Origin of the sequence: Citrobacter sp. wls716 (genome assembly GCF_005280975.1) — a bacterium.
Lineage (GTDB): Bacteria > Pseudomonadota > Gammaproteobacteria > Enterobacterales > Enterobacteriaceae > Citrobacter > Citrobacter youngae.
On record NZ_SZWX01000057.1, the window covers coordinates 192,159 to 214,877 of the forward strand.

The 22,719-nt window shown below is 52.9% G+C and carries 19 protein-coding genes and 1 riboswitch; of the genes, 6 read left to right on the forward strand and 13 right to left on the reverse strand.

Going from position 1 to position 22,719, the window contains the following annotated elements; genetic code table 11:
* Positions 1–58 precede the first annotated feature (58 nt).
* A complete protein-coding gene (gene polB, locus FDX24_RS22715) occupies positions 59–2,410 on the reverse strand; it encodes a DNA polymerase II (protein ID WP_137364982.1) in 2,352 nt (783 codons plus the stop codon).
* Positions 2,411–3,002: 592 nt separating this feature from the next.
* Between polB and FDX24_RS22720 the strand changes: the two genes are divergently transcribed.
* A complete protein-coding gene (locus FDX24_RS22720) occupies positions 3,003–3,386 on the forward strand; it encodes a DUF4751 family protein (protein ID WP_137364983.1) in 384 nt (127 codons plus the stop codon).
* 40 nt (positions 3,387–3,426) lie between these two features.
* Here the strand turns inward: FDX24_RS22720 and araD are convergent, their stop codons facing one another.
* The 3 genes from araD to araB form a co-directional block, all read right to left on the reverse strand.
* Complete coding sequence (gene araD / locus FDX24_RS22725; RefSeq protein ID WP_061067226.1) at positions 3,427–4,122, reverse strand: L-ribulose-5-phosphate 4-epimerase; 696 nt, start codon at positions 4,120–4,122, stop codon at positions 3,427–3,429.
* Positions 4,123–4,210: 88 nt separating this feature from the next.
* Positions 4,211–5,713 (reverse strand): L-arabinose isomerase, encoded by a 1,503-nt coding sequence (araA, locus tag FDX24_RS22730; protein WP_137364984.1) that lies wholly within the window; start codon positions 5,711–5,713, stop codon positions 4,211–4,213.
* Between the two features lie 10 nt (positions 5,714–5,723).
* Positions 5,724–7,433: a ribulokinase gene (gene araB, locus FDX24_RS22735; RefSeq protein WP_137364985.1), complete on the reverse strand. Its 1,710-nt coding sequence runs from the start codon at positions 7,431–7,433 to the stop codon at positions 5,724–5,726.
* 339 nt (positions 7,434–7,772) lie between these two features.
* Here araB and araC point away from each other — a divergent pair, with 339 nt between their 5' ends.
* Both araC and FDX24_RS22745 read left to right on the forward strand, forming a co-directional pair.
* Entirely contained in the window at positions 7,773–8,618 is an 846-nt protein-coding gene (araC, locus tag FDX24_RS22740; protein ID WP_048212712.1) for an arabinose operon transcriptional regulator AraC, read from the forward strand.
* Positions 8,619–8,737: 119 nt separating this feature from the next.
* Complete coding sequence (locus tag FDX24_RS22745) at positions 8,738–9,505, forward strand: DedA family protein (RefSeq protein ID WP_137364986.1); 768 nt, start codon at positions 8,738–8,740, stop codon at positions 9,503–9,505.
* Between the two features lie 44 nt (positions 9,506–9,549).
* On the opposite strand, the gene thiQ is transcribed toward FDX24_RS22745, so the two are convergent.
* The 4 genes from thiQ to sgrR all read right to left on the reverse strand — a co-directional run bounded on the left by thiQ (position 9,550) and on the right by sgrR (position 14,644).
* Entirely contained in the window at positions 9,550–10,248 is a 699-nt protein-coding gene (gene thiQ, locus FDX24_RS22750) for a thiamine ABC transporter ATP-binding protein ThiQ (protein WP_137364987.1), read from the reverse strand.
* Complete coding sequence (gene thiP / locus FDX24_RS22755) at positions 10,232–11,842, reverse strand: thiamine/thiamine pyrophosphate ABC transporter permease ThiP (protein ID WP_137364988.1); 1,611 nt, start codon at positions 11,840–11,842, stop codon at positions 10,232–10,234. The genes thiQ and thiP overlap by 17 nt, the downstream gene beginning before the upstream one ends.
* Positions 11,818–12,801: a thiamine ABC transporter substrate binding subunit gene (thiB, locus tag FDX24_RS22760; RefSeq protein WP_124021841.1), complete on the reverse strand. Its 984-nt coding sequence runs from the start codon at positions 12,799–12,801 to the stop codon at positions 11,818–11,820. Before thiB ends, thiP begins: the two co-directional genes overlap by 25 nt.
* A 30-nt stretch (positions 12,802–12,831) precedes the next feature.
* A riboswitch (TPP riboswitch) is annotated at positions 12,832–12,955 on the reverse strand.
* A 33-nt stretch (positions 12,956–12,988) separates the two neighbouring features.
* Entirely contained in the window at positions 12,989–14,644 is a 1,656-nt protein-coding gene (gene sgrR / locus FDX24_RS22765; protein WP_086523579.1) for an HTH-type transcriptional regulator SgrR, read from the reverse strand.
* Positions 14,645–14,743: 99 nt separating this feature from the next.
* On the opposite strand from sgrR, the gene sgrT reads away from it, so the two are divergent.
* Both sgrT and FDX24_RS22775 read left to right on the forward strand, forming a co-directional pair.
* The gene (sgrT, locus tag FDX24_RS22770) at positions 14,744–14,866 is read left to right on the forward strand and encodes a glucose uptake inhibitor SgrT (RefSeq protein ID WP_048212707.1); all 123 of its coding nucleotides are present in this window, start codon (positions 14,744–14,746) and stop codon (positions 14,864–14,866) included.
* Positions 14,867–14,981: 115 nt separating this feature from the next.
* Positions 14,982–16,160 (forward strand): sugar efflux transporter, encoded by a 1,179-nt coding sequence (locus FDX24_RS22775; protein ID WP_048212706.1) that lies wholly within the window; start codon positions 14,982–14,984, stop codon positions 16,158–16,160.
* A 99-nt stretch (positions 16,161–16,259) separates the two neighbouring features.
* Here FDX24_RS22775 and leuD read toward each other — a convergent pair whose 3' ends face one another.
* The 5 genes from leuD to leuL all read right to left on the reverse strand — a co-directional run bounded on the left by leuD (position 16,260) and on the right by leuL (position 21,117).
* On the reverse strand, positions 16,260–16,865 hold the full coding sequence (leuD, locus tag FDX24_RS22780; protein WP_124021843.1) for a 3-isopropylmalate dehydratase small subunit: 606 nt from the start codon (positions 16,863–16,865) through the stop codon (positions 16,260–16,262).
* 10 nt (positions 16,866–16,875) lie between these two features.
* The gene (leuC, locus tag FDX24_RS22785) at positions 16,876–18,276 is read right to left on the reverse strand and encodes a 3-isopropylmalate dehydratase large subunit (protein ID WP_061067236.1); all 1,401 of its coding nucleotides are present in this window, start codon (positions 18,274–18,276) and stop codon (positions 16,876–16,878) included.
* A gap of 2 nt (positions 18,277–18,278) precedes the next feature.
* Positions 18,279–19,370, reverse strand: coding sequence for a 3-isopropylmalate dehydrogenase (leuB, locus tag FDX24_RS22790; protein ID WP_061067237.1), 1,092 nt, complete (start codon positions 19,368–19,370; stop codon positions 18,279–18,281).
* Positions 19,370–20,941, reverse strand: coding sequence for a 2-isopropylmalate synthase (gene leuA, locus FDX24_RS22795; protein WP_048212702.1), 1,572 nt, complete (start codon positions 20,939–20,941; stop codon positions 19,370–19,372). Before leuA ends, leuB begins: the two co-directional genes overlap by 1 nt.
* A gap of 89 nt (positions 20,942–21,030) precedes the next feature.
* A complete protein-coding gene (leuL, locus tag FDX24_RS23915; RefSeq protein WP_075551415.1) occupies positions 21,031–21,117 on the reverse strand; it encodes a leu operon leader peptide in 87 nt (28 codons plus the stop codon).
* Positions 21,118–21,769: 652 nt separating this feature from the next.
* On the opposite strand from leuL, the gene leuO reads away from it, so the two are divergent.
* Positions 21,770–22,717: a transcriptional regulator LeuO gene (leuO, locus tag FDX24_RS22805; protein WP_101741376.1), complete on the forward strand. Its 948-nt coding sequence runs from the start codon at positions 21,770–21,772 to the stop codon at positions 22,715–22,717.
* The last annotated feature ends 2 nt before the right edge of the window (positions 22,718–22,719 follow it).

A 22,719-nucleotide genomic window follows, 5' to 3' on the forward strand; every position in this document is an offset into this window, starting at 1 on the left:
TGGGGTCCAGGAATGGAAAGGGCGCTATGGTACTGGATGGCGACGGTTTCGTCACGCGTCAAAATAACCCCAGTTGCCCTGTGAGTAGTGTAGCAAAGTTATCATCGATAAAGGGAAGTATTCCCTCGGCTACGGGCTGGATCTGCCGGGTCAAATAGTGCTCGTAGTCAAGGGCTGAAAGCTGGTAATCCACGGGTTCTGGACCATTTATCGTCCAGACATATTTAATGGTGCCGCGATTCTGATACTGCGGCGGACGTCCCAGCTTTACATTTTGCTCATCGGCGAGGCGCGCGGCGCGCACGTGTGGCGGCACATTGCGTTGGTATTCACTTAACGGGCGACGCAGGCGTTTGCGATACACCAGTTGGTCGTCCAGTTCACCCGCCATCAGACGGTCAATAGTCTCGCGAACAAACTCCTGATAAGGTTCGTTACGAAAAATTCGAAGGTATAGCTCCTGCTGAAACTGTTGGGCCAGTGGCGTCCAGTCGGTTCTTACCGTTTCCAGGCCCTTAAACACCATGCGTTGCTCTGTACCTTCCTGAATCATCCCGGCGTAGCGCTTTTTACTGCCGGTATCTGCACCGCGAATGGTCGGCATCAGAAAGCGACAAAAGTGGGTTTCAAATTCCAGCTCCAGCGCGCTGGTCAGGTTTTGTTGCTTCAGGGACTGCGCCCACCAGTCGTTGACATAGCTCACCAGCTCACGGCCAATCCGGGCGGCATCATCTTCTGAGTGCGCCTTTTTCAGCCAGACAAAGGTCGAGTCGGTATCGCCATAGATAACGTCGTAACCCTGAGCTTCAATCAGTGCTTTGGTCTGGCGCATGATCGCATGACCGCGCATGGTAATGGACGAGGCCAGTCTCGGGTCGAAAAAGCGACAGGCGGTGGTTCCCAGCACGCCGTAAAATGCGTTCATGATGATTTTCAGCGCCTGCGAGAGCGGCTTATTCCCGTGGCGTTTTGCTTCATCGCGCCCATGCCAGATCCGGGTCACGATTTCCGGTAGGCAGTGCTTTTCACGTGAGAACCAGGCGTCAAGGAACCCTTCGGTGCTGTGCTCCGGATCCGGCTGCGCCATCCCTTCGATAAGCCCCACCGGATCGATTAAAAAAGTACGAATTATTGAGGGGTACAGGCTTTTGTAATCCAGCACCAGCACGGAGTCGTACAGACCCGGACGTGAGTCCATCACGTAGCCGCCGGGGCTGGCGTGCGCAGGGATTTCACCCAGATTCGGTGCCACATAACCCGCCCGGTGCATGCGCGGCAGGTAGAGATGGCCAAAAGCGGCGACCGAACCGCCGTGCCTGTCGACTGGCAGGCCGTTAACCGTTGAACGCTCCAGCAGAAATGGCATGATCTCGGTTTTATGAAAAATGCGGGTGACCAGTTCACAGTCTTTGAGATTGTAGGTGGCAAGCGCGGGCTTATCGTGGGCAAACCGGCGATCAATTTCGTCCATCCTGTCCCAGGGGTTATCAATCGACTTTCCTTCGCCCAGCAGCTCCTGCGACACCGTTTCCAGCGAGAACGATGAGAAATTCCAGAATGCGGACTTGAGCGCCTCAATGCCGTCAATAATCAGACGACCTTTAGCCTGCGCGAAGAACACGCCGTTTTTGAAGCCATGCTCGCGCCACTCCAGCTCGCTCTTGTCACGACCAAAAAGCAGGGGAATACGGTAGCGTTCGGCGTGCTTTTGCAGGACGCGTAAATCGAATTGCACGACGTTCCAGCCGATTATCACATCAGGATCGTGATGGGCGATCCAGTCATTGAGCTTTTCCAACAACTGCGGGCGGCTTGCAACGTACTCAAGTTCAAAATCCAGCCGGGAGGCATCGCCATTCGGCGGACCGAGCATATAGACAATACGCTGTCCGCAACCTTCAAGGCCGATGCAGTAGAGCTCGCCGTGGCGCGTAGTTTCGATATCCAGCGAGACCCATTTCAGCGGCGGTCGATAATCCGGATTCGGTTTCAGGCGAGCATTGATCAGCGCGCCGTCATGCCTGTCGCCTTCGACCCAGACAGGAGATGTAATAAAGCGCTCCATCAAATAGCGCTCCGGCGGACGGATATCGGCCTCGTAGACCGTTACACCATTTTCGCGCAGTAGTTTTTCCAGCCGCATAAGCTGGCGATGTGAATGGCAATACAGGCCAGAAACGGGCTGACGGTGAAAGTCTTGCAGCTGAAGCGGCGTCAGGCGATAACCTTTTTCAGTGCGTAACAGTGTGGTGACGCGGGGTGTCTGGCTGGTGGGGATAAAAGCGACCGACTCCTGAGGCGCGAGCGTAACCTGCAATGGCCCGCTGTCTGTTGCCAGCCAGAATGAAACCTCTGTCCCCTGTGGGGTATCCCGCCAGTGCCGGGTTAAAATAAATCCTGCCTGCGCCACGCTGTGTATCCGTCAAAAAACCAGACATTATTATAGCCTGGTTTACATGATTGTACTGTTATTTTATACAGGTATGAGGCGTAAGACGCGGTATCCGCTGGAGTAAAAAGCGTCTCTGAGTAAAAAATGTGTTGTGTCAGCCTGGGTTATCTTCGCATTTAATATATGAATGTCGTGCCTAAGACGCGTTGCAGTAAACTATTTTATTTGTGTGGCTGTTGTTTTAAATGGAAACTGTCCATCTGGGTTATTGATTGGTATTATTAAGTCCATTATCGGATGTTTGCTATTTTTCAGATTTGTGCTTATTTATTTTTGCTACATCTTTCTCGGATCCAGGAAAAGTTACTTTTTTCATTTGTGTTTATTAATGGTTGATGTAAAGATTTTATTCGAAGCATCCGGATATGAGTTTGAAATATAATATATATTTAATCATGTTTATTGCCGAATAGAAACGGATTTTCAGTTCGAATTCGTCGGGAATCTCTCTGTATAATTTGGTTTTTATCTCGGGGTATAATTTTATTCTCAACTTGCTGTTCGGGTGCTTCTTAATACATATCCGGGAAAATGATGAAATGGAGTTTTTATGAATGTCTATACTCAGGCGATTTTGCCTGGATACCAGTATTATCTATTTGTTAACACTCAACTTTCAAACCCATCAATCAAAACTGTGAGCAAATATATTGAGTACAAAACATGGACCGGCCAAATTTGGCGGGCTGAAATAATTGAAAGTGGAAACGCTTTTTTTCACTGGCAGGGGCATGACAGAAGAAATGGTCATCGTGATACGGTAATTAATTATTTGTTGCGTGGGCAGAAATGGCAGTCAACGATAACAGATTATATTTTCTTCCATTCTCTGGAAGGAGAGGAAACTCATGGGAATTATGACAATGTGATTGAGTATGTTTGTTCTAATAACTGTGTTTATCAAAGTGCTTTTGCTGAATACATGGCCGAGTAGAAATAAAGCGCGTGACGATCAAAACGCGCTTATATAAAGGTTACTGTCCGTAGTAGGCTTTTGCACCGTGTTTGCGCAGGTAGTGTTTATCTAACAGGGTTTGTTGCATATCCGGCAATTGCGGCGCGAGCTGGCGGCAGAAGATCCCCATATAGGCCACTTCTTCCAGCACGATAGCGTTGTGTACGGCATCTTCAGCATTTTTTCCCCAGGCAAACGGACCGTGAGAGTGCACCAGCACGCCTGGCATCTGCGAAGCATCAATGCCTTGTTTCTCAAAGGTTTCAACGATCACGTTACCGGTTTCCCACTCATATTCGCCGTTGATTTCTTCCTCGGTCATTTTCCGTGTGCAGGGAATCGTGCCGTAGAAATAGTCCGCATGAGTGGTCCCCGTGGCGGGAATAGACTGCCCCGCCTGCGCCCAGATGGTTGCATGACGGGAATGGGTGTGAACAATGCCGCCAATGGTCGGGAAAGCCTGATACAGCAGACGGTGCGTTGGGGTATCGGAAGAGGGCTTTTTATTACCTTCCACCACTTCACCGGTAGCGATACTGACGACGACCATATCTTCTGCGGTCATTACGCTGTAATCGACACCGGATGGTTTAATCACAAATACGCCGCGTTCGCGATCGACGGCGCTAACGTTGCCCCAGGTCAGGGTGACCAGGTTGTGCTTAGGCAACGCCAGATTGGCTTCCAGCACCTGACGTTTAAGATCTTCTAACATTATTGTCTCCCTGCCGGATGGCGCTTCGCTTATCCGGCCTACAGGATCGTAGGCCCGGTAAACGCAGTGCCACCGGGCAATCCGTATCTTAGCGTTTAAAACCGTAATACGCGTCGTTCCAGCGCAGCGCGTCTTTAAAGGCTGGCAGACGGGTATCGTTGTCGATCACGGCGATCTCGATATCGTGCATTTCTGCGAACTGGCGCATATCGTTCAGATCCAGCGCGTGGCTGAAGACAGTGTGGTGCGCGCCTCCGGCAAGGATCCAGGCTTCAGATGCGGTTGGCAGATCCGGCTGGGCTTTCCACAGTGCGTTTGCCACAGGCAGTTTCGGCAGCTCATGTGGGGTTGGTACGGTGTCGATGCAGTTAACCAGCAGACGATAGCGATCGCCGAGATCGATCAGGCTGGCAACCACGGCCGGGCCGGTTTTGGTGTTGAAGATCAGACGGGCGGGATCGTCTTTACCACCAATGCCGAGGTGTTGTACGTCGAGGATCGGTTTCTCTTCCACCGCGATGGACGGGCACACTTCCAGCATGTGCGAACCAAGTACCAGATCGTTGCCTTTCTCGAAGTGGTAGGTGTAATCCTCCATAAATGAGGTGCCGCCCTGCAGACCGGTTGACATCACCTTCATGATGCGAAGCAGAGCGGCGGTTTTCCAGTCGCCTTCGCCAGCAAAGCCATAGCCTTGCTGCATCAGACGCTGTACGGCCAGACCCGGGAGCTGTTTCAGGCCGTGTAAATCTTCAAATGTGGTGGTGAAGGCGTGGAATCCGCCCTGTTCCAGGAAGCGCTTCATCCCCAGTTCAATACGGGCGGCTTCCAGGACGTTCTGACGTTTTTCACCGTGGACTTGCGTTGCCGCCGTCATGGTGTAAGAGCTTTCATACTCATCGATTAGTGCGTTGATTTCGCCGTCGCTAATTGCGTTCACGACCTGCACCAGATCGCCCACGGCCCAGGTGTTTACCGAGAAGCCGAATTTGATCTGCGCGGCAACTTTATCGCCATCGGTGACCGCAACTTCGCGCATGTTGTCGCCAAAACGGCAGACTTTCAGATGGCGAGTGTCCTGTTTGGACACGGCCTGTCGCATCCAGGAGCCGATGCGTTCGTGTGCCTGTTTGTCCTGCCAGTGACCGGTGACCACGGCGTGCTGCTGACGCATACGTGCGCCGATGAAGCCGAACTCACGACCGCCGTGCGCGGTTTGGTTCAGGTTCATAAAGTCCATATCAATGCTGTCCCACGGCAGGGCGGCGTTAAACTGGGTGTGGAACTGCATCAGTGGTTTGTTGAGGATCGCCAGGCCGTTGATCCACATTTTCGCCGGCGAGAAGGTATGCAGCCAGACCACCATCCCTGCGCAGCGATCGTCATAGTTGGCGTCACGACAAATAGCGGTGATTTCGTCAGGCGAGGTACCCAGCGGTTTTAAGACCAGTTTGCAGGGCAGTTTAGCTTCAGTATTCAGTGCGTTAACGACGTGCTCGGCATGTTGGGTTACCTGACGCAGGGTTTCAGGGCCATACAGATGCTGGCTACCAATCACAAACCACACTTCATAGTTATCAAAAATCGTCATTGTCGTGTCCTTAATGTGTCAGGGTTGCCTGGTTTACCGGGGCTTGTTGCGCCGGAGCGGCAGTCGGAAGGTATTGTTGTTCAGCGCTTACTGCCCATTGCTGGTAGCGGCGGTAAAGCTGTTCAAAACGTTGAGCCTGTTCTGGGCGAGGTTGCATCGTCTTTTCTACTGCGCTCGCCATTTTTTGTTGGGCGGCGGGAATGTCCGCGTGGACCTTAGCGGCTACGGCGGCGAAGATAGCCGCACCGAGTGCGCAGCACTGGTCTGAAGCAACGATTTGTAGCGGACGGTTCAGCACGTCACAGCAGGTCTGCATGATGACCGGGTTTTTGCGGGCGATGCCACCTAACGCCATTACGTTATTAACCGCAATGCCCTGTTCGGTGAAGCATTCCTGAATTGCGCGCGCGCCAAAGGCCGTGGCGGCAATCAGCCCACCGAACAGCGCTGGTGCGTCGGTGGCCAGATTGAGATCGGTAATCACCCCTTTCAAACGTTGGTTGGCATTGGGCGTACGGCGACCGTTAAACCAGTCGAGTACCACCGGCAGGTGATCCAGCGACGGATTTTTCGCCCAGGCTTCGGTGAGCGCTGGCAACAGTTGTTTTTGGCTGGCTTTAATCTGGGTCTTCAGCTCCGGATGCTGCGCGGCAAGCTGCTCCAGCGGCCAGCTCAGTACGCGGCTAAACCAGGCATAGATATCGCCGAAAGCAGACTGTCCCGCCTCAAGGCCAATAAAATCAGGCACTACGCTGCCATCAACCTGGCCGCATATGCCTTTCACCGCGCGTTCGCCGACGCTGTGTTTGTCGGCAATCAGAATGTCGCAGGTTGAGGTGCCGATGACTTTTACCAGCGTATTGGGCTGTGCGCCCGCGCCGACTGCGCCCATATGGCAGTCAAAAGCGCCGCCTGCAATCACCACGCTTTCCGGTAGCCCCAGACGCTGCGCCCACTCGGCGCACAGGGTGCCAACCGGCAGGTCGGCCGTGACGGTATCGGTAAACATTGGGTATGGCAGATGGCGGTTAAGGATGGGGTCGAGCTCATCAAAGAAACTGGCTGGCGGCAGACCGCCCCAGCTTTCATGCCACAGGGATTTGTGTCCGGCGCTGCAGCGTCCGCGGCGAATATCCTGCGGGCGTACGGTATTGGAGAGCAGGGCCGGAACCCAGTCGCACAGCTCAATCCATGAAACCGCAGCCTCTGCGACCGCATCATCCTGGCGGGTCACATGCAGGATTTTGGCCCAGAACCATTCGCTGGAATAAATACCGCCGATATAGCGGGAGTAATCGATCTTGCCCGGCGTGTGGCACAGACGGGTAATTTCTTCCGCTTCTTCTACTGAGGTGTGATCTTTCCACAGGACAAACATGGCGTTCGGGTTTTCAGCGAACTCCGGACGCAGCGCCAGTACGTTACCGTCTGCATCAATGGGGGCCGGGGTTGAGCCGGTACTGTCAACGCCAATTCCGACCACTTCCGCACGCTGTTCAGCGCTCAGTTCGGCCAGCACGGTTTTCAGCGCCGCTTCCATCGATTCAATATAGTCGCGCGGATGATGGCGAAACTGGTTGTTCGGGCCATCACAATATTGCCCTTCCTGCCAACGTGGATACCACTCTACGCTGGTGGCGATTTCTTCACCGGTGGCGCATTCCACTGCCAACGCGCGTACTGAATCACTACCAAAATCGAGGCCAATTGTAATCGCCATCGTTTTACTCCATCCAAAAATACGGGTATGGATAAACAGTAGTGACCAGGGATAAAAACCGTCAGGCAGGATCCGCTAATCTTATGGATTAAAATGCTGTGGCATCACAAAGTGTGACGCCGTGCAAATAATCAATGTGGACATTTCTGCCGTAGTTATAGACACTTTTGTTAGCCGATTTTGACGTTGGCTTGGGACATGTTTTTTACAAAGTGCTTTTCACAAGCGGGGTTGATGGTCCATTACCGCAAACACAGCGGCCCGCAGCGGCGACGGCGATGATGTCTGGCATAATATGGACAAATTGTTTCTTGGCAGAACCTAGGGAGTATTGAAATTATGGCTGAAACGCAAAACGATCCCCTGCTGCCAGGCTATTCGTTTAACGCGCATTTGGTGGCCGGATTAACCCCCATTGAGGCGAACGGATACCTGGATTTTTTTATCGACAGGCCGCTGGGGATGAAGGGCTACATCCTCAATCTCACCATCCGTGGCGAGGGGGTTATCAATAATCAGGGCCAGCAGTTTGTCTGTCGTCCTGGGGATATTTTGCTATTTCCTCCCGGAGAAATTCACCACTACGGACGCCATCCTGATGCCAGCGAGTGGTATCACCAGTGGGTTTATTTTCGCCCGCGCGCCTACTGGCAGGAGTGGCTGGCCTGGCCGGCAATCTTTGCCCAGACCGGTTTTTTCCGCCCGGATGAAGCGCACCAGCCGCATTTTAACGAACTGTTTGGACAGATCATTCATGCCGGACAGGGGGAAGGGCGCTATTCCGAACTGTTGGCGATAAACCTGCTGGAGCAATTATTGCTCAGACGTATGGACGCCATTAATGAATCGCTGCACCCACCCATGGACAATCGTGTGCGCGATGCCTGCCAGTACATCAGCGATCATCTGGCGGACAGTAATTTTGATATTGCCAGCGTTGCGCAGCATGTCTGCCTGTCACCGTCCCGGTTGTCGCATCTGTTCCGCCAACAGTTGGGCATCAGCGTATTAAGCTGGCGCGAGGATCAGCGTATCAGCCAGGCCAAGCTATTGCTAAGTACCACCCGTATGCCTATTGCTACGGTGGGTCGCAATGTTGGCTTCGACGACCAGCTCTATTTCTCGCGCGTTTTCAAAAAATGTACCGGTGCCAGTCCGAGCGAGTTTCGCGCCGGATGTGAATAAAAAGTGAATGATGTGTCCTGAAAGTTGTCATAACTCGCAATCTATTCAGACAATTGATGGCTTGACGAAGTTGAGAAGGGTTAGCAGAATCCCTGCTTCGTAAATCTGACGGACACATTATGCAAGCATTGCTGGAACACTTTATTCTCCAGTCCGCCCTGTACTCTCTGATCGCCGTACTTTTGGTGGCCTTTCTGGAGTCGCTGGCGCTGGTTGGCCTGATCCTGCCCGGTACCGTGATGATGGCCGGGCTGGGGGCGCTGATTGGCAGTGGCGAACTGAACTTCTGGCATGCCTGGCTTGCGGGCATCATTGGTTGCTTATTGGGAGACTGGATCTCCTTCTGGCTGGGCTGGCGTTTTAAAAAGCCGCTGCACCGTTGGTCGTTCATGAAAAAGAACAAGGCATTGCTGGATAAAACCGAGCACGCGCTGCATCAGCACAGCATGTTTACCATCTTGGTAGGGCGCTTTGTTGGCCCGACGCGACCGCTGGTGCCGATGGTAGCAGGCATGCTGGATCTGCCTGTCGCGAAATTTATTGTGCCCAATATCATCGGCTGCGTGTTGTGGCCGCCGTTCTATTTTCTGCCGGGGATCCTGGCGGGGGCGGCAATTGATATTCCTGCTGATATGCAGAGTGGGGATTTCAAATGGTTGCTGCTGGCGACGGCGCTACTGTTGTGGGTAGGCGGTTGGTTTTGCTGGCGGCTATGGCGCAGTGGCAAAGCGGCTGTCGATCGCTTAACCGCGTATTTCCCCCGCAGCCGTTTGCTGTATCTGGCGCTGTTGACGCTCGGGATCGGTGTGGTTGCGTTGGTGGCGTTGCTGCGACATCCACTGATGCCGGTGTATATCGATATTCTGCGTAAAGTCGTGGGTTACTAACGAATCTTTTGCCGGATGGCGGCTTCGCCTTATCCGGCAACGCATTATGCTTTAATGCCCAATAGCGCCGAGGCGCTGGCGTTACCGCTTAACAGATCGTCCGTATCGCCCTGCCAGGCGATGCGTCCGTCGGCGACCACAATCGAACGCGTCGCAATGCGCGCCGCATCTTCTACGCTGTGCGAAACCATCAGCAACGTCAGCTGCTTCTCGCGACAGACCTCAGCCACCAGCGTTAACATCTCCTGGCGCAGCGCAGGGTCAAGCGCAGAGAACGGTTCATCAAGTAGCAAAATAGGTTGTTCGCGCACCAGGCAACGCGCCAGCGCCACACGTTGTCGCTGCCCGCCGGAAAGCTCGCCCGGAAGCCTGTCCAGCAGGTTATCAAGACCCATTTGCCGGGCGATATGGAGCATTTTCTCCCGCTGCGGTGCGTTCAGCTTCAATCCTGGATTCAGGCCCAGGCCGATATTTTGCTGCACGTTCAGATGACTGAACAGGTTGTTTTCCTGAAACAGCATCGAAACCGGGCGACGAGAGGGCGGTGTGGTGGTGTGATCTTCACCTGCAATCATCATCGTGCCGCTGGCAGGTGTCAGAAAGCCGGCAATCAGATTCAGAAGCGTACTTTTCCCGGCGCCGCTTGGCCCGAGTATCGCTACCTGCTCACCGCGCGCGACCGACAACGTAAAGCGCATGGGCAAATGGTGATAAAGCCATGTGATATCAATCAGTTTTAACATTTCGACCCGGCAATTTCTCAATAACGGTAAACAGCGTAAAGCACAGGATCAGCAGTAATAACGCCGTAACCGCACCATCCTGACTGCGATAAGAGCCAATCTGCTGATATAAATAAAACGGCAGGGTGCGGAAATCCTCATTGCCAAATAACGCCACTACGCCAAAATCGCCAATCGACAGCACACAGGCAAATGCCATCGCCTGTGCCAGTGGGCGCTTCAGGGCGCGCAGTTCAACCACTTTCAGGCGCGACCATCCCTCTATTCCTAACGACTGGCACAACATACTGTAACGCGCAGTGACGTCACGCATTGGGTTTTCCAGCACCTTCAATGCATAAGGGATCGCCATCAGCGCATTGGTAAAAATAACAATGCCGTCGGCAGATTCGGGAAGCCCAATAGTGTTATTGAGCAGCAGAAAGAAGCCGGTTGCCAGCACGATACCCGGCATGGCGAGGATCATCATGCCGCTCAGCTCCAGCATTTGTCCTGCCAGCGCCCGTTGTCGGGCACGCAGTTCACGACTACTCCATAACAGCATTATGGTGAGTATGACGCACAACGCACCTGCCGCCAGCGCAATGCGCAGCGAGGTTCCCAGCGCCTGCCACAGTACGGGTTGTCTAAGAACATCCAGTACATGGCGGTTTAAGCCATCGACAATCACCGCCAGCAACGGCGGAAGCAACAGCAACAGAGCGAGAACAATCAGAATTAAGTCAGCCAGACGGCTGTGCAGACGATCGTCGGGATCCCGCCAGCCCTGAACCAGCGTGGTGCCGGGGGCGATGGCGCGGCTCAAACGTTGGCTGAGCAGCACCAGTGCCAGACAACAAATCATCTGGATCAACGCCAGCATGGCTGCGCGGGCGGGATCGTAATCAAAATTCAGCGCCTGATAGATAGCCAGCTCGATGGTGGTGGCCTGTGGCCCACCGCCCAGCGATAAAACGGTGGCGAAGCTGGCGAAGCACAGCATAAAGATGAGTGCTGCGACGGGCAGGATCTGACGACGCAGCCACGGCCATTCAACAAAACGGAAGAAATGCCAGCCGCGCATACCTAACTGAGCGGCTAACTGCCGCTGTTCGCCGGGAATATTCTCCAGCGACTGCAACAGCAGACGGCTGGCCATCGGCAGATTGAAAAAGACGTGCGCCAGCAGAATGCCCTGCAAACCGTACGGTGAAAAGGTCCATTCCAGCCCGAAGACTTGCCAGAGTGAGGCCAGCCAGCCCTGGCGTCCGTAGACGCTAAGAATGCCGAATACCGCGACCAGCACCGGCAGGATTAACGTCATTGCGCACAGACGCAGCAGCGCCAGACGTCCTGGAAAACGGCGACGATAGAGCGCTCTGGCAAGGAAAATCGCCGGGACAACCGACAGCACAGCGGATAGAAAAGCCTGCCAGAAAGAAAAGCGCACCACGTGCCACAGGTAGTCATCTTGCCACAGTGAGAGCCATTCTCCCTGCGGGGCGTTAAACCACAGCGCCAGAAACGCGGCCAGCGCGACAGCCACCATCAATGTGGCAGCTGAAAGCCCTGGAACCAGCCAGCCGGGGATTAACGGCTGACGGCGCGTTGCCATTCGCTAATCCATGCCTGGCGTTGAGCTGCAACCTGCTGCGGCGTAAATTCCAGCGCGGTGGCTGGCTTAGTCAGTTGCTCGAATCCTGACGGCAGGGCGACCTGCGTCACCGGATACATCCAGTTGCCGGTCGGAATCGCATTCTGGAATGCCGGAGACACCATAAACTTCAGGAACTTCTCGGCCAGTTCCGGCTGCTTGCTGGCCGCGGTACGCGCGGCGACTTCCACCTGCAAATAGTGGCCTTCGCTAAAATTAGCGGCGGCGTAGTTGTCTTTTTTCTCGGCGATGATGTGATAGGCCGGAGAGGTGGTGTAGCTGAGCACCAGATCGCTTTCACCTTTCAGGAACAGGCCGTAGGCTTCGCTCCAGCCCTTGGTGACGGTGACGGTTTTGGCTGCCAGTTTCTGCCACGCCTCTGGCGCTTTATCGCCATAGACTTTCTGCATCCATAGCAGCAGACCCAGACCCGGCGTGCTGGTGCGCGGATCCTGATAAATGACGCGCCATTTTTGGTCGCTTTCAACCAGTTCCTTCAGGCTTTTGGGCGGATTCTTCAGCTTGTTCTTATCATAAACGAAGGCGAAATAGCCGTAGTCAAACGGAACGAAGGTATCGTTTTTCCAGCCGCCGGGTACGTTAACGGTGTCGTTTGCTACACCACTTTTGGCAAACAGTTTGGTTTGTGTGGCGGCTTCCAGAAGGTTGTTATCCAGACCGAGTACAACGTCGGCTTTACTGTTTTTTCCTTCCATGCGCAGGCGGTTAAGCAATGAAACACCATCTTCCAGCGCGACCAGTTTTAATTCACAGTTGCAGTCAGCTTCAAAGGCTTTTTTGATTGTCGGGCCCGGGCCCCAGTCAGCCGCGAACGAGTCGTAGGTATAGACGGTCAGTACAGGTTTGGCGAAGACAGGCGCTGCGCACAGCAGTAAAAGCGGAAGATATTTTTTAAACACTTTGCACCTCAAGAGTTGGGTGGCAAAGGACTTGAGATAAGCCTCAAATCCCTTCGCCGGCATTATCCGGATCAGGTTCGACGGGTATCTCTCAGCCCATACGCAGATCGAATGATTCTGTGTATGTTTTTATTTAGCACCCCGTTGAGAACGGCGTTAGTGTAATGATTTTGTTGCTTAGCATCAATTAAGGATCCGGCGGAGCAAACCACGCCGATTTAAAATCAAACCAGCCGAGGGTATTCATGCGTAACCCGCGCATACTGCGCTGTCCCTGAATGATCAGCCAGTGGTGGATTAATGGCACAATGGCCTTTGTGGCGAGCAGCTGTTGGCACCATGCTGCCAGGCTCATTTCGCCCGTTCGCCAGCGAGCCGCATCGTTTTCCCAGTCCCGTGAGATACAGTTTTGCAGCAGCGGGACTTCGCACAAATGGGCGAACAGCGAGAAGTCCAGCGGTAGGGTAAAGTTGGCGCTGTTTAGCCAAATATCGCTGACGATTTCTCCCGCATGCCATTGATCGTAGTCGATCTCCTGAATAGTCAACTGCACCTGATGCGCAGCCAGCAGCGTTTTCATGATCTGCGCGATAATCCGGTGTTCGATGTGATCGCGATAGTAAGTGAGCGTCAGCGTTTCCAGCCCGGCTGGTTTTTCGCCATGGCCGGGTCTGGCGTGATGCCAGCGAGGCAGTAAGCCGTAGGCGGGGAACCACAGTCGCTGATACTGTTCGTCGGCGTGGCAAATTAAATGGGTTGGCGAGAGTACGCGGCTAGCCCACTCGCGGACCTCCTGATTTGCGCCGCGGTGGGATCGTGCATCAAACAGCAGGTAGTAGCAACCTTCTTCGAGGCGACTTTCAATCGCCTTTTCATCCTCTGTGGGACCTTTTAGCGTCAAACCGCCGCCTGGCTCTTCGCCGATGTCAGGTAACACCCAAACGTTCACTTCGTCGATCAGCGCCCGGTAACCAAAGTAATCATCAAATGCGTGAATTTTCAGCTGGTTATTGGTGTTTCTCATCACCGCATATGGGCCAGTACCAATCGGGTGGCTGGAGAAGTTATTCAGCGTTTCCCATTCTCGCGGCAGGATCATGGCGGGGACTTGCCCCAATAACCAGGGAAGCCAACGGTCGGGCTGGGACAGATGGATATCCAGCGTCCAGGCCGTGGGAGAGACGATTTGTGTAATGTGAGAGTACAGAGGCAACGTGTTAATTCGGGTCAATGAGGTGATCACATCGTCCATCTCCAGCTCACGACCGTGATGAAAATGGATCCCCGGTCGCAGGAAGAATCGCCAGTGTAAAGGTGAAATCTGCTGCCAGTGATGGGCAATGTCCGCTTCCAGTTCCCCATTTTCCTCATTTACGCGAAGTAAGGCGCTGAAGATTTGTCGGGCGATATGGGTTTCGGAGCGGCGTAGCGCCGTACCAGGTAGCAGGTTGCGCATGGGACGATAATAGAGAACGCGCATGATATGCCGACCCTGACGAAAGCTGCGGCCGAGGTGGGAAACCAGCATTTGCCGGACGGCCGTTTTGTCACCGACCAGTTGCACCAGTTGATCGATGCGATCCTGTTCCAGCAGGTCTTCTGCGCGTTGCTGCTGGAGCGCCAGCCCGGTGTAGAGGAATGTCAGGCGTGAGCGTTTACCGCGTCCAACCTCGGCTTCCCACGTTAACCAACCGCGCTCCTGCATGGTATTAAGCAGGGTACGCATATGGCGGCGCGAGCAGCTAAGCAGCTCTGCCAGCTCGTTCAGCGTGGTGTCTTGCGTTTTGCCGTCACAGCATTGCCACAGACGGATGAACTGTTGTTGCAAACGACCAGAAGACATAAAAGGGGAACTCCTGCGAAAAACTCAGCAATTTTATTATCCCTATATTAAGCCAATAATAGATTCCGATGAAGCGATGAGACAACGAAGGGGTCATCTATGCGTCAATTCTGGTTGAAGTACTTTACCGCGACGGAAAAAACGTCCTGGTTGGCTTGCCTGAGCGCACCGCAGCGCTTAAAGATGCTCGAAGAACTGATGCAGTGGGAGGTGACAGCCTGACCTCTGAATTACGCATTGCAGACATCATGTGTGACTGAGTATTGGTGTAAAATCACCCGCCAGCAGATTTTTTCTGCTGGCTTTTTTCGTATCAGCCCAGCCAATAGGGATAACAATGCTCTGGATTATGACCATGGGACGGCGCCTCAACGGCGTTTACGCGGCATTTATGCTGGTCGCTTTTATGATGGGCGTGGCAGGGGCGTTGCAGGCCCCCACGCTGAGCCTGTTCCTGAGCCGCGAAGTCGGGGCGCAACCATTTTGGGTCGGGCTGTTTTACACCGTCAATGCGATTGCCGGGATCGTGGTTAGCCTCGGGCTTGCAAAACGATCCGACAGCCAGGGCGATCGGCGCAAGCTGATCATGTTTTGCTGCCTGATGGCGATTGGCAACGCGCTGCTGTTTGCGTTTAATCGCCATTATCTCACGTTGATCACCTGCGGTGTGCTGCTGGCCTCGCTGGCGAATACCGCCATGCCGCAGCTGTTTGCGCTGGCGCGGGAATATGCGGATAACTCCGCGCGTGAAGTAGTGATGTTTAGTTCGGTGATGCGTGCGCAGCTTTCGCTGGCCTGGGTGATCGGACCGCCGCTGGCCTTCATGCTGGCGCTGAATTACGGCTTTACGGCGATGTTTTCCATTGCCGCAGGGATTTTTGCCATTAGCCTGGTGCTGATTGCGCTGATACTGCCGTCTGTCGCTCGGGTGGAGCAGTCCGTTGACGTGCCGCTGGAACAAACCGGCGGTTGGCAGGACAAAAATGTGCGTATGCTGTTTATTGCCTCCACGCTGATGTGGACCTGCAATACCATGTACATCATTGATATGCCACTGTGGATTAGCCAGGATTTAGGGCTGCCCGATAAGCTGGCGGGCATTTTAATGGGGACGGCTGCCGGGCTGGAAATTCCGGCGATGATTCTGGCGGGCTACTACGTGAAACACTTTGGTAAACGGCGAATGATGATCGTCGCCGTGGCGGCCGGCGTGCTGTTTTATCTGGGGCTGATCTTCTTTCATAGCCATACGGCTCTGCTTATATTGCAACTGTTTAACGCCGTATTCATCGGTATTGTCGCTGGGATAGGCATGCTGTGGTTTCAGGATCTGATGCCCGGACGCGCGGGTTCAGCGACCACATTATTTACCAACAGTATTTCGACCGGCGTCATTCTGGCGGGGGTGATTCAGGGTGCTGTTGCACAAAGTTACGGACATTTTGCCGTTTACTGGGTAATCGCGGCGATTTCAGTGGTTACGTTGGTGATGACCGGGCGGGTGAAGGATGTTTGATTTATAAAGTGCCGGATGGCGGCGTAAACGCCTTATCCGGCCTACAATTGGAGCGCATATGTAGGCCGGATAAGCGCAGCGCATCCGGCATAACAAGGACTAGCGCATAAACACTGGCTGCTCGTTTTCGTACTCGGTGATGGCCGCTTCATGCTGCAGCGTCAGCCCGATGCTGTCGAGACCATTCAGCATGCAGTGACGGCGGAAGTCGTCGATTTTAAAGCTGTAAGACTTATCGCCCGCTTTCACCACCTGCGCTTCCAGATCCACTTCAAATTTAATGCCTGGATTGGCTAACACCTGCGCAAACAGTTCATCCACCTGCGCATCGCTCAGGGTGACCGGCAGCAGTTGGTTATTGAAGCTGTTACCGTAGAAGATGTCGGCGAAGCTTGGGGCGATCACCACTTTAAAACCGTAATCGGTCAGCGCCCACGGCGCATGTTCGCGAGAAGAGCCGCAGCCAAAGTTTTCCCGCGCGAGCAGAATTGACGCACCTTTATATTCCGGGAAGTTCAGCACGAACTCAGGATTAGGCTGTTGACCTTTTTCGTCCAGAAAACGCCAGTCGTTGAACAGATGAGCGCCAAAACCGGTACGCGTCACCTTCTGCAAAAACTGTTTGGGAATAATGGCGTCGGTATCAACGTTGGCCGCATCCAGTGGGACAACCAGGCCGGTATGCTGGGTAAATTTCTCTGCCATGGTAGTTTCCTTATTTGATGCTGCGAATGTCGGCAAAATGACCAGTAACGGCGGCAGCGGCGGCCATGGCCGGGCTGACTAAATGCGTGCGACCACCACGGCCCTGACGGCCTTCAAAGTTACGGTTGCTGGTGGAGGCACAGCGCTCACCCGGATTCAGGCGGTCATTGTTCATCGCCAGACACATCGAACAGCCCGGTAAACGCCATTCGAATCCTGCTTCGATAAAAATCTTATCCAGACCTTCTGCTTCCGCTTGCGCTTTCACCGGACCAGAACCCGGCACCACCAGCGCCTGTACGCCCGGTGCGACTTTACGGCCTTTGGCGATTTCCGCTGCGGCGCGTAAATCTTCAATACGCGAGTTGGTGCAGGAACCGATGAACACTTTATCGATAGCAACTTCTGTTAACGGAATGCCCGGTTTTAATCCCATGTAAGCCAACGCTTTCTCAGCCGATGCGCGTTCCACCGGATCGGTAAATGATGCTGGGTCGGGAATATTATCGTTTACCGAGATGACCTGACCCGGGTTCGTTCCCCAGGTGACTTGCGGCGCGATCTCTTCTGCCTGCAGGGTGACGACGGTATCAAAGGTGGCTCCATCGTCGGTTTTCAGCGTTTTCCAGTACTCAACCGCGTGGGTAAAATCTTCGCCTTTCGGTGCGTGTAAACGCCCTTGCACATAGTTAAAGGTGGTTTCATCCGGTGCGACCAGACCCGCTTTGGCACCCATTTCAATGGCCATGTTACACAGGGTCATACGGCCTTCCATGCTCAGTTCGCGAATGGCTTCGCCGCAAAACTCAACCACGTGCCCGGTGCCGCCCGCGCTACCGGTTTTACCGATAATCGCCAGCACGATATCTTTGGCGGTAATACCAGGGGCTGCTTTGCCGTTGACTTCAATCTTCATGGTTTTGGCGCGCCCTTGTTTCAGGGTCTGCGTCGCCAGCACGTGTTCAACTTCAGAGGTGCCAATACCAAAGGCCAACGCGCCGAACGCGCCGTGGGTGGCGGTGTGGGAGTCGCCGCAGACGATGGTCATACCCGGCAACGTCACGCCTTGTTCAGGCCCCATTACGTGGACGATCCCCTGATACGGATGATTCAGGTCGTACAGTTCGACGCCAAATTCATTACAGTTTTTGATCAATTCCTGCATCTGAATACGCGCCATCTCGCCGGAAGCGTTAATGTCTTTGGTCTGCGTGGAGACGTTGTGGTCCATGGTGGCAAAGGTTTTGCCTGGCTGGCGCACTTGACGTCCATGCGCGCGCAGCCCATCAAACGCCTGCGGAGAGGTCACTTCATGCACCAGATGTCTGTCGATATACAACAGCGGGGTTTCGTTTTGCGCCTCAAAGACGACGTGCGCATCAAACAATTTTTCGTATAACGTTTTGGCCATGATTACACCCCTTCTGCGACATAACGGGCAATAATGTCACCCATTTCATCGGTACCGACTGCGGCAGCGCCACGGGCTAAGTCACCGGTGCGAATGCCTTCTTCTAATGCGCGGTTGATGGCGCTCTCAATGGCGGTTGCCGCATCATTGGCATCCAGGCTGTAACGCAACAGCAGCGCCAGTGACAGAATTTGGGCGATAGGATTGGCAATATTCTTCCCTGCGATATCAGGTGCAGAACCGCCAGCGGGCTCGTACAGGCCAAAACCCTGCTCATTCAGGCTGGCAGACGGCAACATCCCCATTGAGCCCGTGATCATGGCGCATTCGTCAGACAGAATGTCGCCAAACAGGTTAGAGCACAGCAACACGTCGAACTGGGAAGGATCTTTGATCAATTGCATCGTCGCGTTGTCGATGTACATATGCGCCAGTTCAACGTCCGGATATTCATTCGCAATTTCATTGACGATTTCGCGCCACAGAATCGATGTTTGCAGTACGTTCGCTTTATCAATCGATGTGACTTTACGGCGACGCTGGCGAGCGGATTCAAACGCGATACGCGCAATACGTTCGATCTCGAAACGGTGATAAACCTCGGTATCAAACGCTTTTTCATGTTGTCCGCTGCCTTCGCGGCCTTTTGGCTGACCGAAGTAGATCCCGCCGGTCAGTTCACGTACGCACAGGATGTCGAAACCGTTAGCTGCAATGTCGGCGCGCAGCGGGCAAAAGGCTTCCAGCCCCTGGTACAACTTCGCCGGACGCAGGTTACTGAATAATTTGAAGTGCTTACGCAACGGCAGCAGCGCACCACGCTCGGGTTGCTGGTTAGGCGGCAGATGTTCCCATTTCGGGCCGCCAACGGAGCCAAACAAAATGGCGTCAGCTTGCTCACAGCCTTCAACCGTCGCAGGCGGCAGCGGCTGGCCGTGGTTATCAATGGCCGCACCACCCACATCGTAGTGGCTGGTGGTAATGCGCATGTTAAAACGGTTGCGGATTGCGTCCAGTACCTTCAAGGCTTGCGCCATCACTTCCGGGCCAATACCGTCACCCGGCAAAACAGCAATATGATAATTCTTCGACATCACACGGTTTCCTTGTTGTTCTCGTTGTTCTGAGCTTTGCGTTGCAATTCTTTTTCGACTTCTTCGGCGCGCCAGATGTTGTTCAGCACATGAACCATTGCTTTAGCGGAAGATTCGACGATATCTGTCGCCAGACCGACGCCGTGGAAGCGGCGACCGTTATAGTTGGCGACGATATCCACCTGACCCAGCGCATCTTTACCGTGCCCTTTGGCGGTCAGGCTGTATTTCACCAGTTCAATGTTGTATTCGGTAACACGGTTGATGGCCTGATAAATGGCATCGACCGGGCCGTTACCGTTCGCCGCTTCGGCTTTCACTTCTTCACCGCAGGCCAGCTTGACGGAGGCGGTGGCGATGTCATTTGAGCCGGACTGCACGCTGAAGTAATCCAGACGGAAATGCTCTGGCTCTTCTTGCTGTTTGTTAATAAAGGCCAGTGCTTCCAGGTCGTAATCAAATACCTGACCTTTTTTATCCGCCAGTTTCAGGAAGGCGTCGTACAGGTTGTCCAGGTTGTATTCATTTTCTTTATATCCCATCTCGTCCATACGGTGTTTTACCGCAGCGCGTCCGGAACGGGAGGTCAGGTTTAACTGTACCTGGTTCAGGCCGATGGATTCAGGCGTCATGATTTCGTAGTTTTCACGATTTTTCAGCACACCGTCCTGATGGATACCGGAAGAGTGGGCAAACGCGCCGCTACCGACAATCGCTTTGTTGGCCGGGATAGGCATGTTGCAGATTTGGCTGACTAACTGACTGGTACGCCAAATTTCCTGGTGATTAATGCGGGTCTGTACGTTCAGAATATCTTTGCGTACTTTGATCGCCATGATCACTTCTTCCAGTGAGCAGTTACCGGCGCGTTCGCCGATACCGTTCATTGCGCCTTCCACCTGGCGAGCACCGGCGTGAACGGCCGCCAGCGCGTTGCCAACGCCCAGACCTAAATCATCATGGGTGTGCACGGAGATGATGGCTTTATCGATATTCGGTACGCGTTCATACAGGCCAGAAATGATTCCACCAAACTCAAATGGCATGGTGTAACCGACGGTATCAGGGATATTGATGGTTTTGGCACCGGCGTTAATGGCGGCTTCGACCACGCGGGCCAGATCGGCGATAGGAGTACGTCCCGCATCTTCACATGAGAACTCCACGTCATCTGTATAATTACGCGCACGCTTAACCATATAGATTGCTCGTTCGATCACTTCATCCAGCGTGCTGCGTAATTTCGTCGCGATATGCATCGGCGAGGTGGCGATAAAGGTATGAATGCGGAAAGCCTCAGCGACCTTCAGCGATTCCGCGGCAACGTCGATATCTTTTTCTACGCAGCGTGCTAAGGCACACACGCGGCTGTTCTTAACCTGACGAGCGATGGTTTGTACGGACTCAAAGTCACCTGGAGAAGAGACCGGGAAACCCACTTCCATCACGTCAACGCCCATACGCTCGAGGGCCAGAGCTATCTGCAGTTTTTCTTTCACACTCAGGCTTGCCTGTAACGCCTGTTCACCATCGCGTAAGGTGGTATCGAAAATAATGACTTGCTGGCTCATGGTTTAAGTCCTTGGTGTTTAGGGCGCCTTGCTTCGAGCATAAAAAAACCCGCGCAATGGCGCGGGTTTTTGTCTTAACTGGAGCTGACTTAATGCTGAATGTCGTCCACCAGTCTACCGCGCAATGAGAATGCGTTTAGTAGTAGTAGACCGTTAAAACGAGCAATGTAAGTCATCAATCAAGCTCCAGGCGAATGCGATATGCTTTTAGTGGTACTGGATATGAAGATTGATGTCAACCCCATCCCCCACAAATGCCCCCACTCGGCGGAAAAAATCTCCTGAACTTTGAGCGAATTGTGCTGAATTTTTATGGTTGTATAAAATAAATCAGCGTGTGGATTACATACTTTTCACGATTTGACATATTTGAGCATATTTGTTTTCAGCTATTGTAACGGCATATTGAAGAGATAACTTGTGGATGGATTTTCTATCTTTATGATTTATTGGTTTTTATACTAATTCTGAATAGATTTGAGGTGCCGTGGGAAAAATGATTGATAAATAAATGTTAAGCATCGCGGTGTTAATGATATAAACATTTAATTAAATCTTAAATATACATTCACTTCGTGCATGATTGTGTATTTGTCATGGTTATGTTTATATTGTTTTCGACATTTAAACGTATGAATCATCGTGCAGCGACCTCTGCCCCACTGCGCTCGCATTGGTTTTTGTTCATTCAGGCCAGGGTCTTTATGTTTTCCTAATTTTAATGCTTTCCCTTTTTCTTATTTTATATGCATGGTAAATCATATTAGCGGAGGTTATTTCTGAGCTCCGTCTGGGAAAAGGGAGTTTTGAGTGACAGTGGAGTTAAATATGCCAGAAGTAAAAATAATAGATAAACCTAATCTTTTAGAGATGGGGAAACCGCAGCTGCGCATGGTTGACCTTAATTTATTAACCGTTTTTGATGCGGTGATGCAAGAACAGAATATTACTCGCGCAGCGCATTCTCTGGGTATGTCTCAGCCTGCAGTCAGCAACGCAGTCGCGCGTCTGAAGGTTATGTTTAATGATGAGCTCTTTGTGCGCTATGGCCGAGGCATCCAGCCAACTGCACGGGCTTTTCAGCTATTTGGCTCTATTCGTCAGGCGCTGCAATTGGTGCAGAATGAACTGCCAGGGTCCGGTTTTGAACCCACCAGCAGCTCACGTGTATTTAATCTTTGCGTCTGTAGCCCATTGGATAATATCCTCACGTCCTTGATTTACAATCGCGTTGAGCAAGTTGCGCCTAATATTCATGTTGTATTTAAATCCTCGCTCAACCAAAATACAGAACATCAATTACGGTATCAGGAAACAGAATTTGTTATTAGTTATGAAGAATTCCGCCGTCCTGAGTTCACCAGCATCCCGTTATTCAATGATGAAATGGTGTTAGTCGCAAGTAAAAAACACCCACGCATTAGCGGTCCATTACTGGAGAGTGATGTTTATAATGAACAGCATGCGGTAGTTTCTCTCGAACGCTTTGCGTCATTCAGTCAACCCTGGTATGACACTCAGGATAAACAAGCCTGCGTAGCTTATCAGGGAATGGCATTAATCAGCGTACTGAATATTGTATCCCAAACTCATTTGGTTTCTATTGCGCCACGCTGGTTAGCTGAAGAGTTCTCTGAGGCTTTAGAACTGCAAATATTACCGCTACCGTTAAAACTGAATAGCCGGACTTGTTATCTTTCCTGGCATGAAGCCGCTGGTCGGGATAAAGGACATCAATGGATGGAAGAGCTGTTAGTCTCCATCTGTAAGCAGTGACC

Coding starts and splice junctions, on each gene's coding strand:
- leuB (WP_061067237.1), bottom strand. CDS start 19,370: ATGTCGAAGAATTATCATATTGCTGTTTTGCCGGGTGACGGTATTGGC.
- leuL (WP_075551415.1), bottom strand. CDS start 21,117: ATGACTTACATTGCTCGTTTTAACGGTCTACTACTACTAAACGCATTC.
- FDX24_RS22720 (WP_137364983.1), top strand. CDS start 3,003: ATGAATGTCTATACTCAGGCGATTTTGCCTGGATACCAGTATTATCTA.
- leuO (WP_101741376.1), top strand. CDS start 21,770: ATGCCAGAAGTAAAAATAATAGATAAACCTAATCTTTTAGAGATGGGG.
- thiP (WP_137364988.1), bottom strand. CDS start 11,842: ATGGCAACGCGCCGTCAGCCGTTAATCCCCGGCTGGCTGGTTCCAGGG.
- thiQ (WP_137364987.1), bottom strand. CDS start 10,248: ATGTTAAAACTGATTGATATCACATGGCTTTATCACCATTTGCCCATG.
- leuC (WP_061067236.1), bottom strand. CDS start 18,276: ATGGCCAAAACGTTATACGAAAAATTGTTTGATGCGCACGTCGTCTTT.
- araA (WP_137364984.1), bottom strand. CDS start 5,713: ATGACGATTTTTGATAACTATGAAGTGTGGTTTGTGATTGGTAGCCAG.
- leuD (WP_124021843.1), bottom strand. CDS start 16,865: ATGGCAGAGAAATTTACCCAGCATACCGGCCTGGTTGTCCCACTGGAT.
- FDX24_RS22775 (WP_048212706.1), top strand. CDS start 14,982: ATGCTCTGGATTATGACCATGGGACGGCGCCTCAACGGCGTTTACGCG.
- sgrR (WP_086523579.1), bottom strand. CDS start 14,644: ATGTCTTCTGGTCGTTTGCAACAACAGTTCATCCGTCTGTGGCAATGC.
- leuA (WP_048212702.1), bottom strand. CDS start 20,941: ATGAGCCAGCAAGTCATTATTTTCGATACCACCTTACGCGATGGTGAA.
- araB (WP_137364985.1), bottom strand. CDS start 7,433: ATGGCGATTACAATTGGCCTCGATTTTGGTAGTGATTCAGTACGCGCG.
- araD (WP_061067226.1), bottom strand. CDS start 4,122: ATGTTAGAAGATCTTAAACGTCAGGTGCTGGAAGCCAATCTGGCGTTG.
- FDX24_RS22745 (WP_137364986.1), top strand. CDS start 8,738: ATGCAAGCATTGCTGGAACACTTTATTCTCCAGTCCGCCCTGTACTCT.
- sgrT (WP_048212707.1), top strand. CDS start 14,744: ATGCGTCAATTCTGGTTGAAGTACTTTACCGCGACGGAAAAAACGTCC.
- araC (WP_048212712.1), top strand. CDS start 7,773: ATGGCTGAAACGCAAAACGATCCCCTGCTGCCAGGCTATTCGTTTAAC.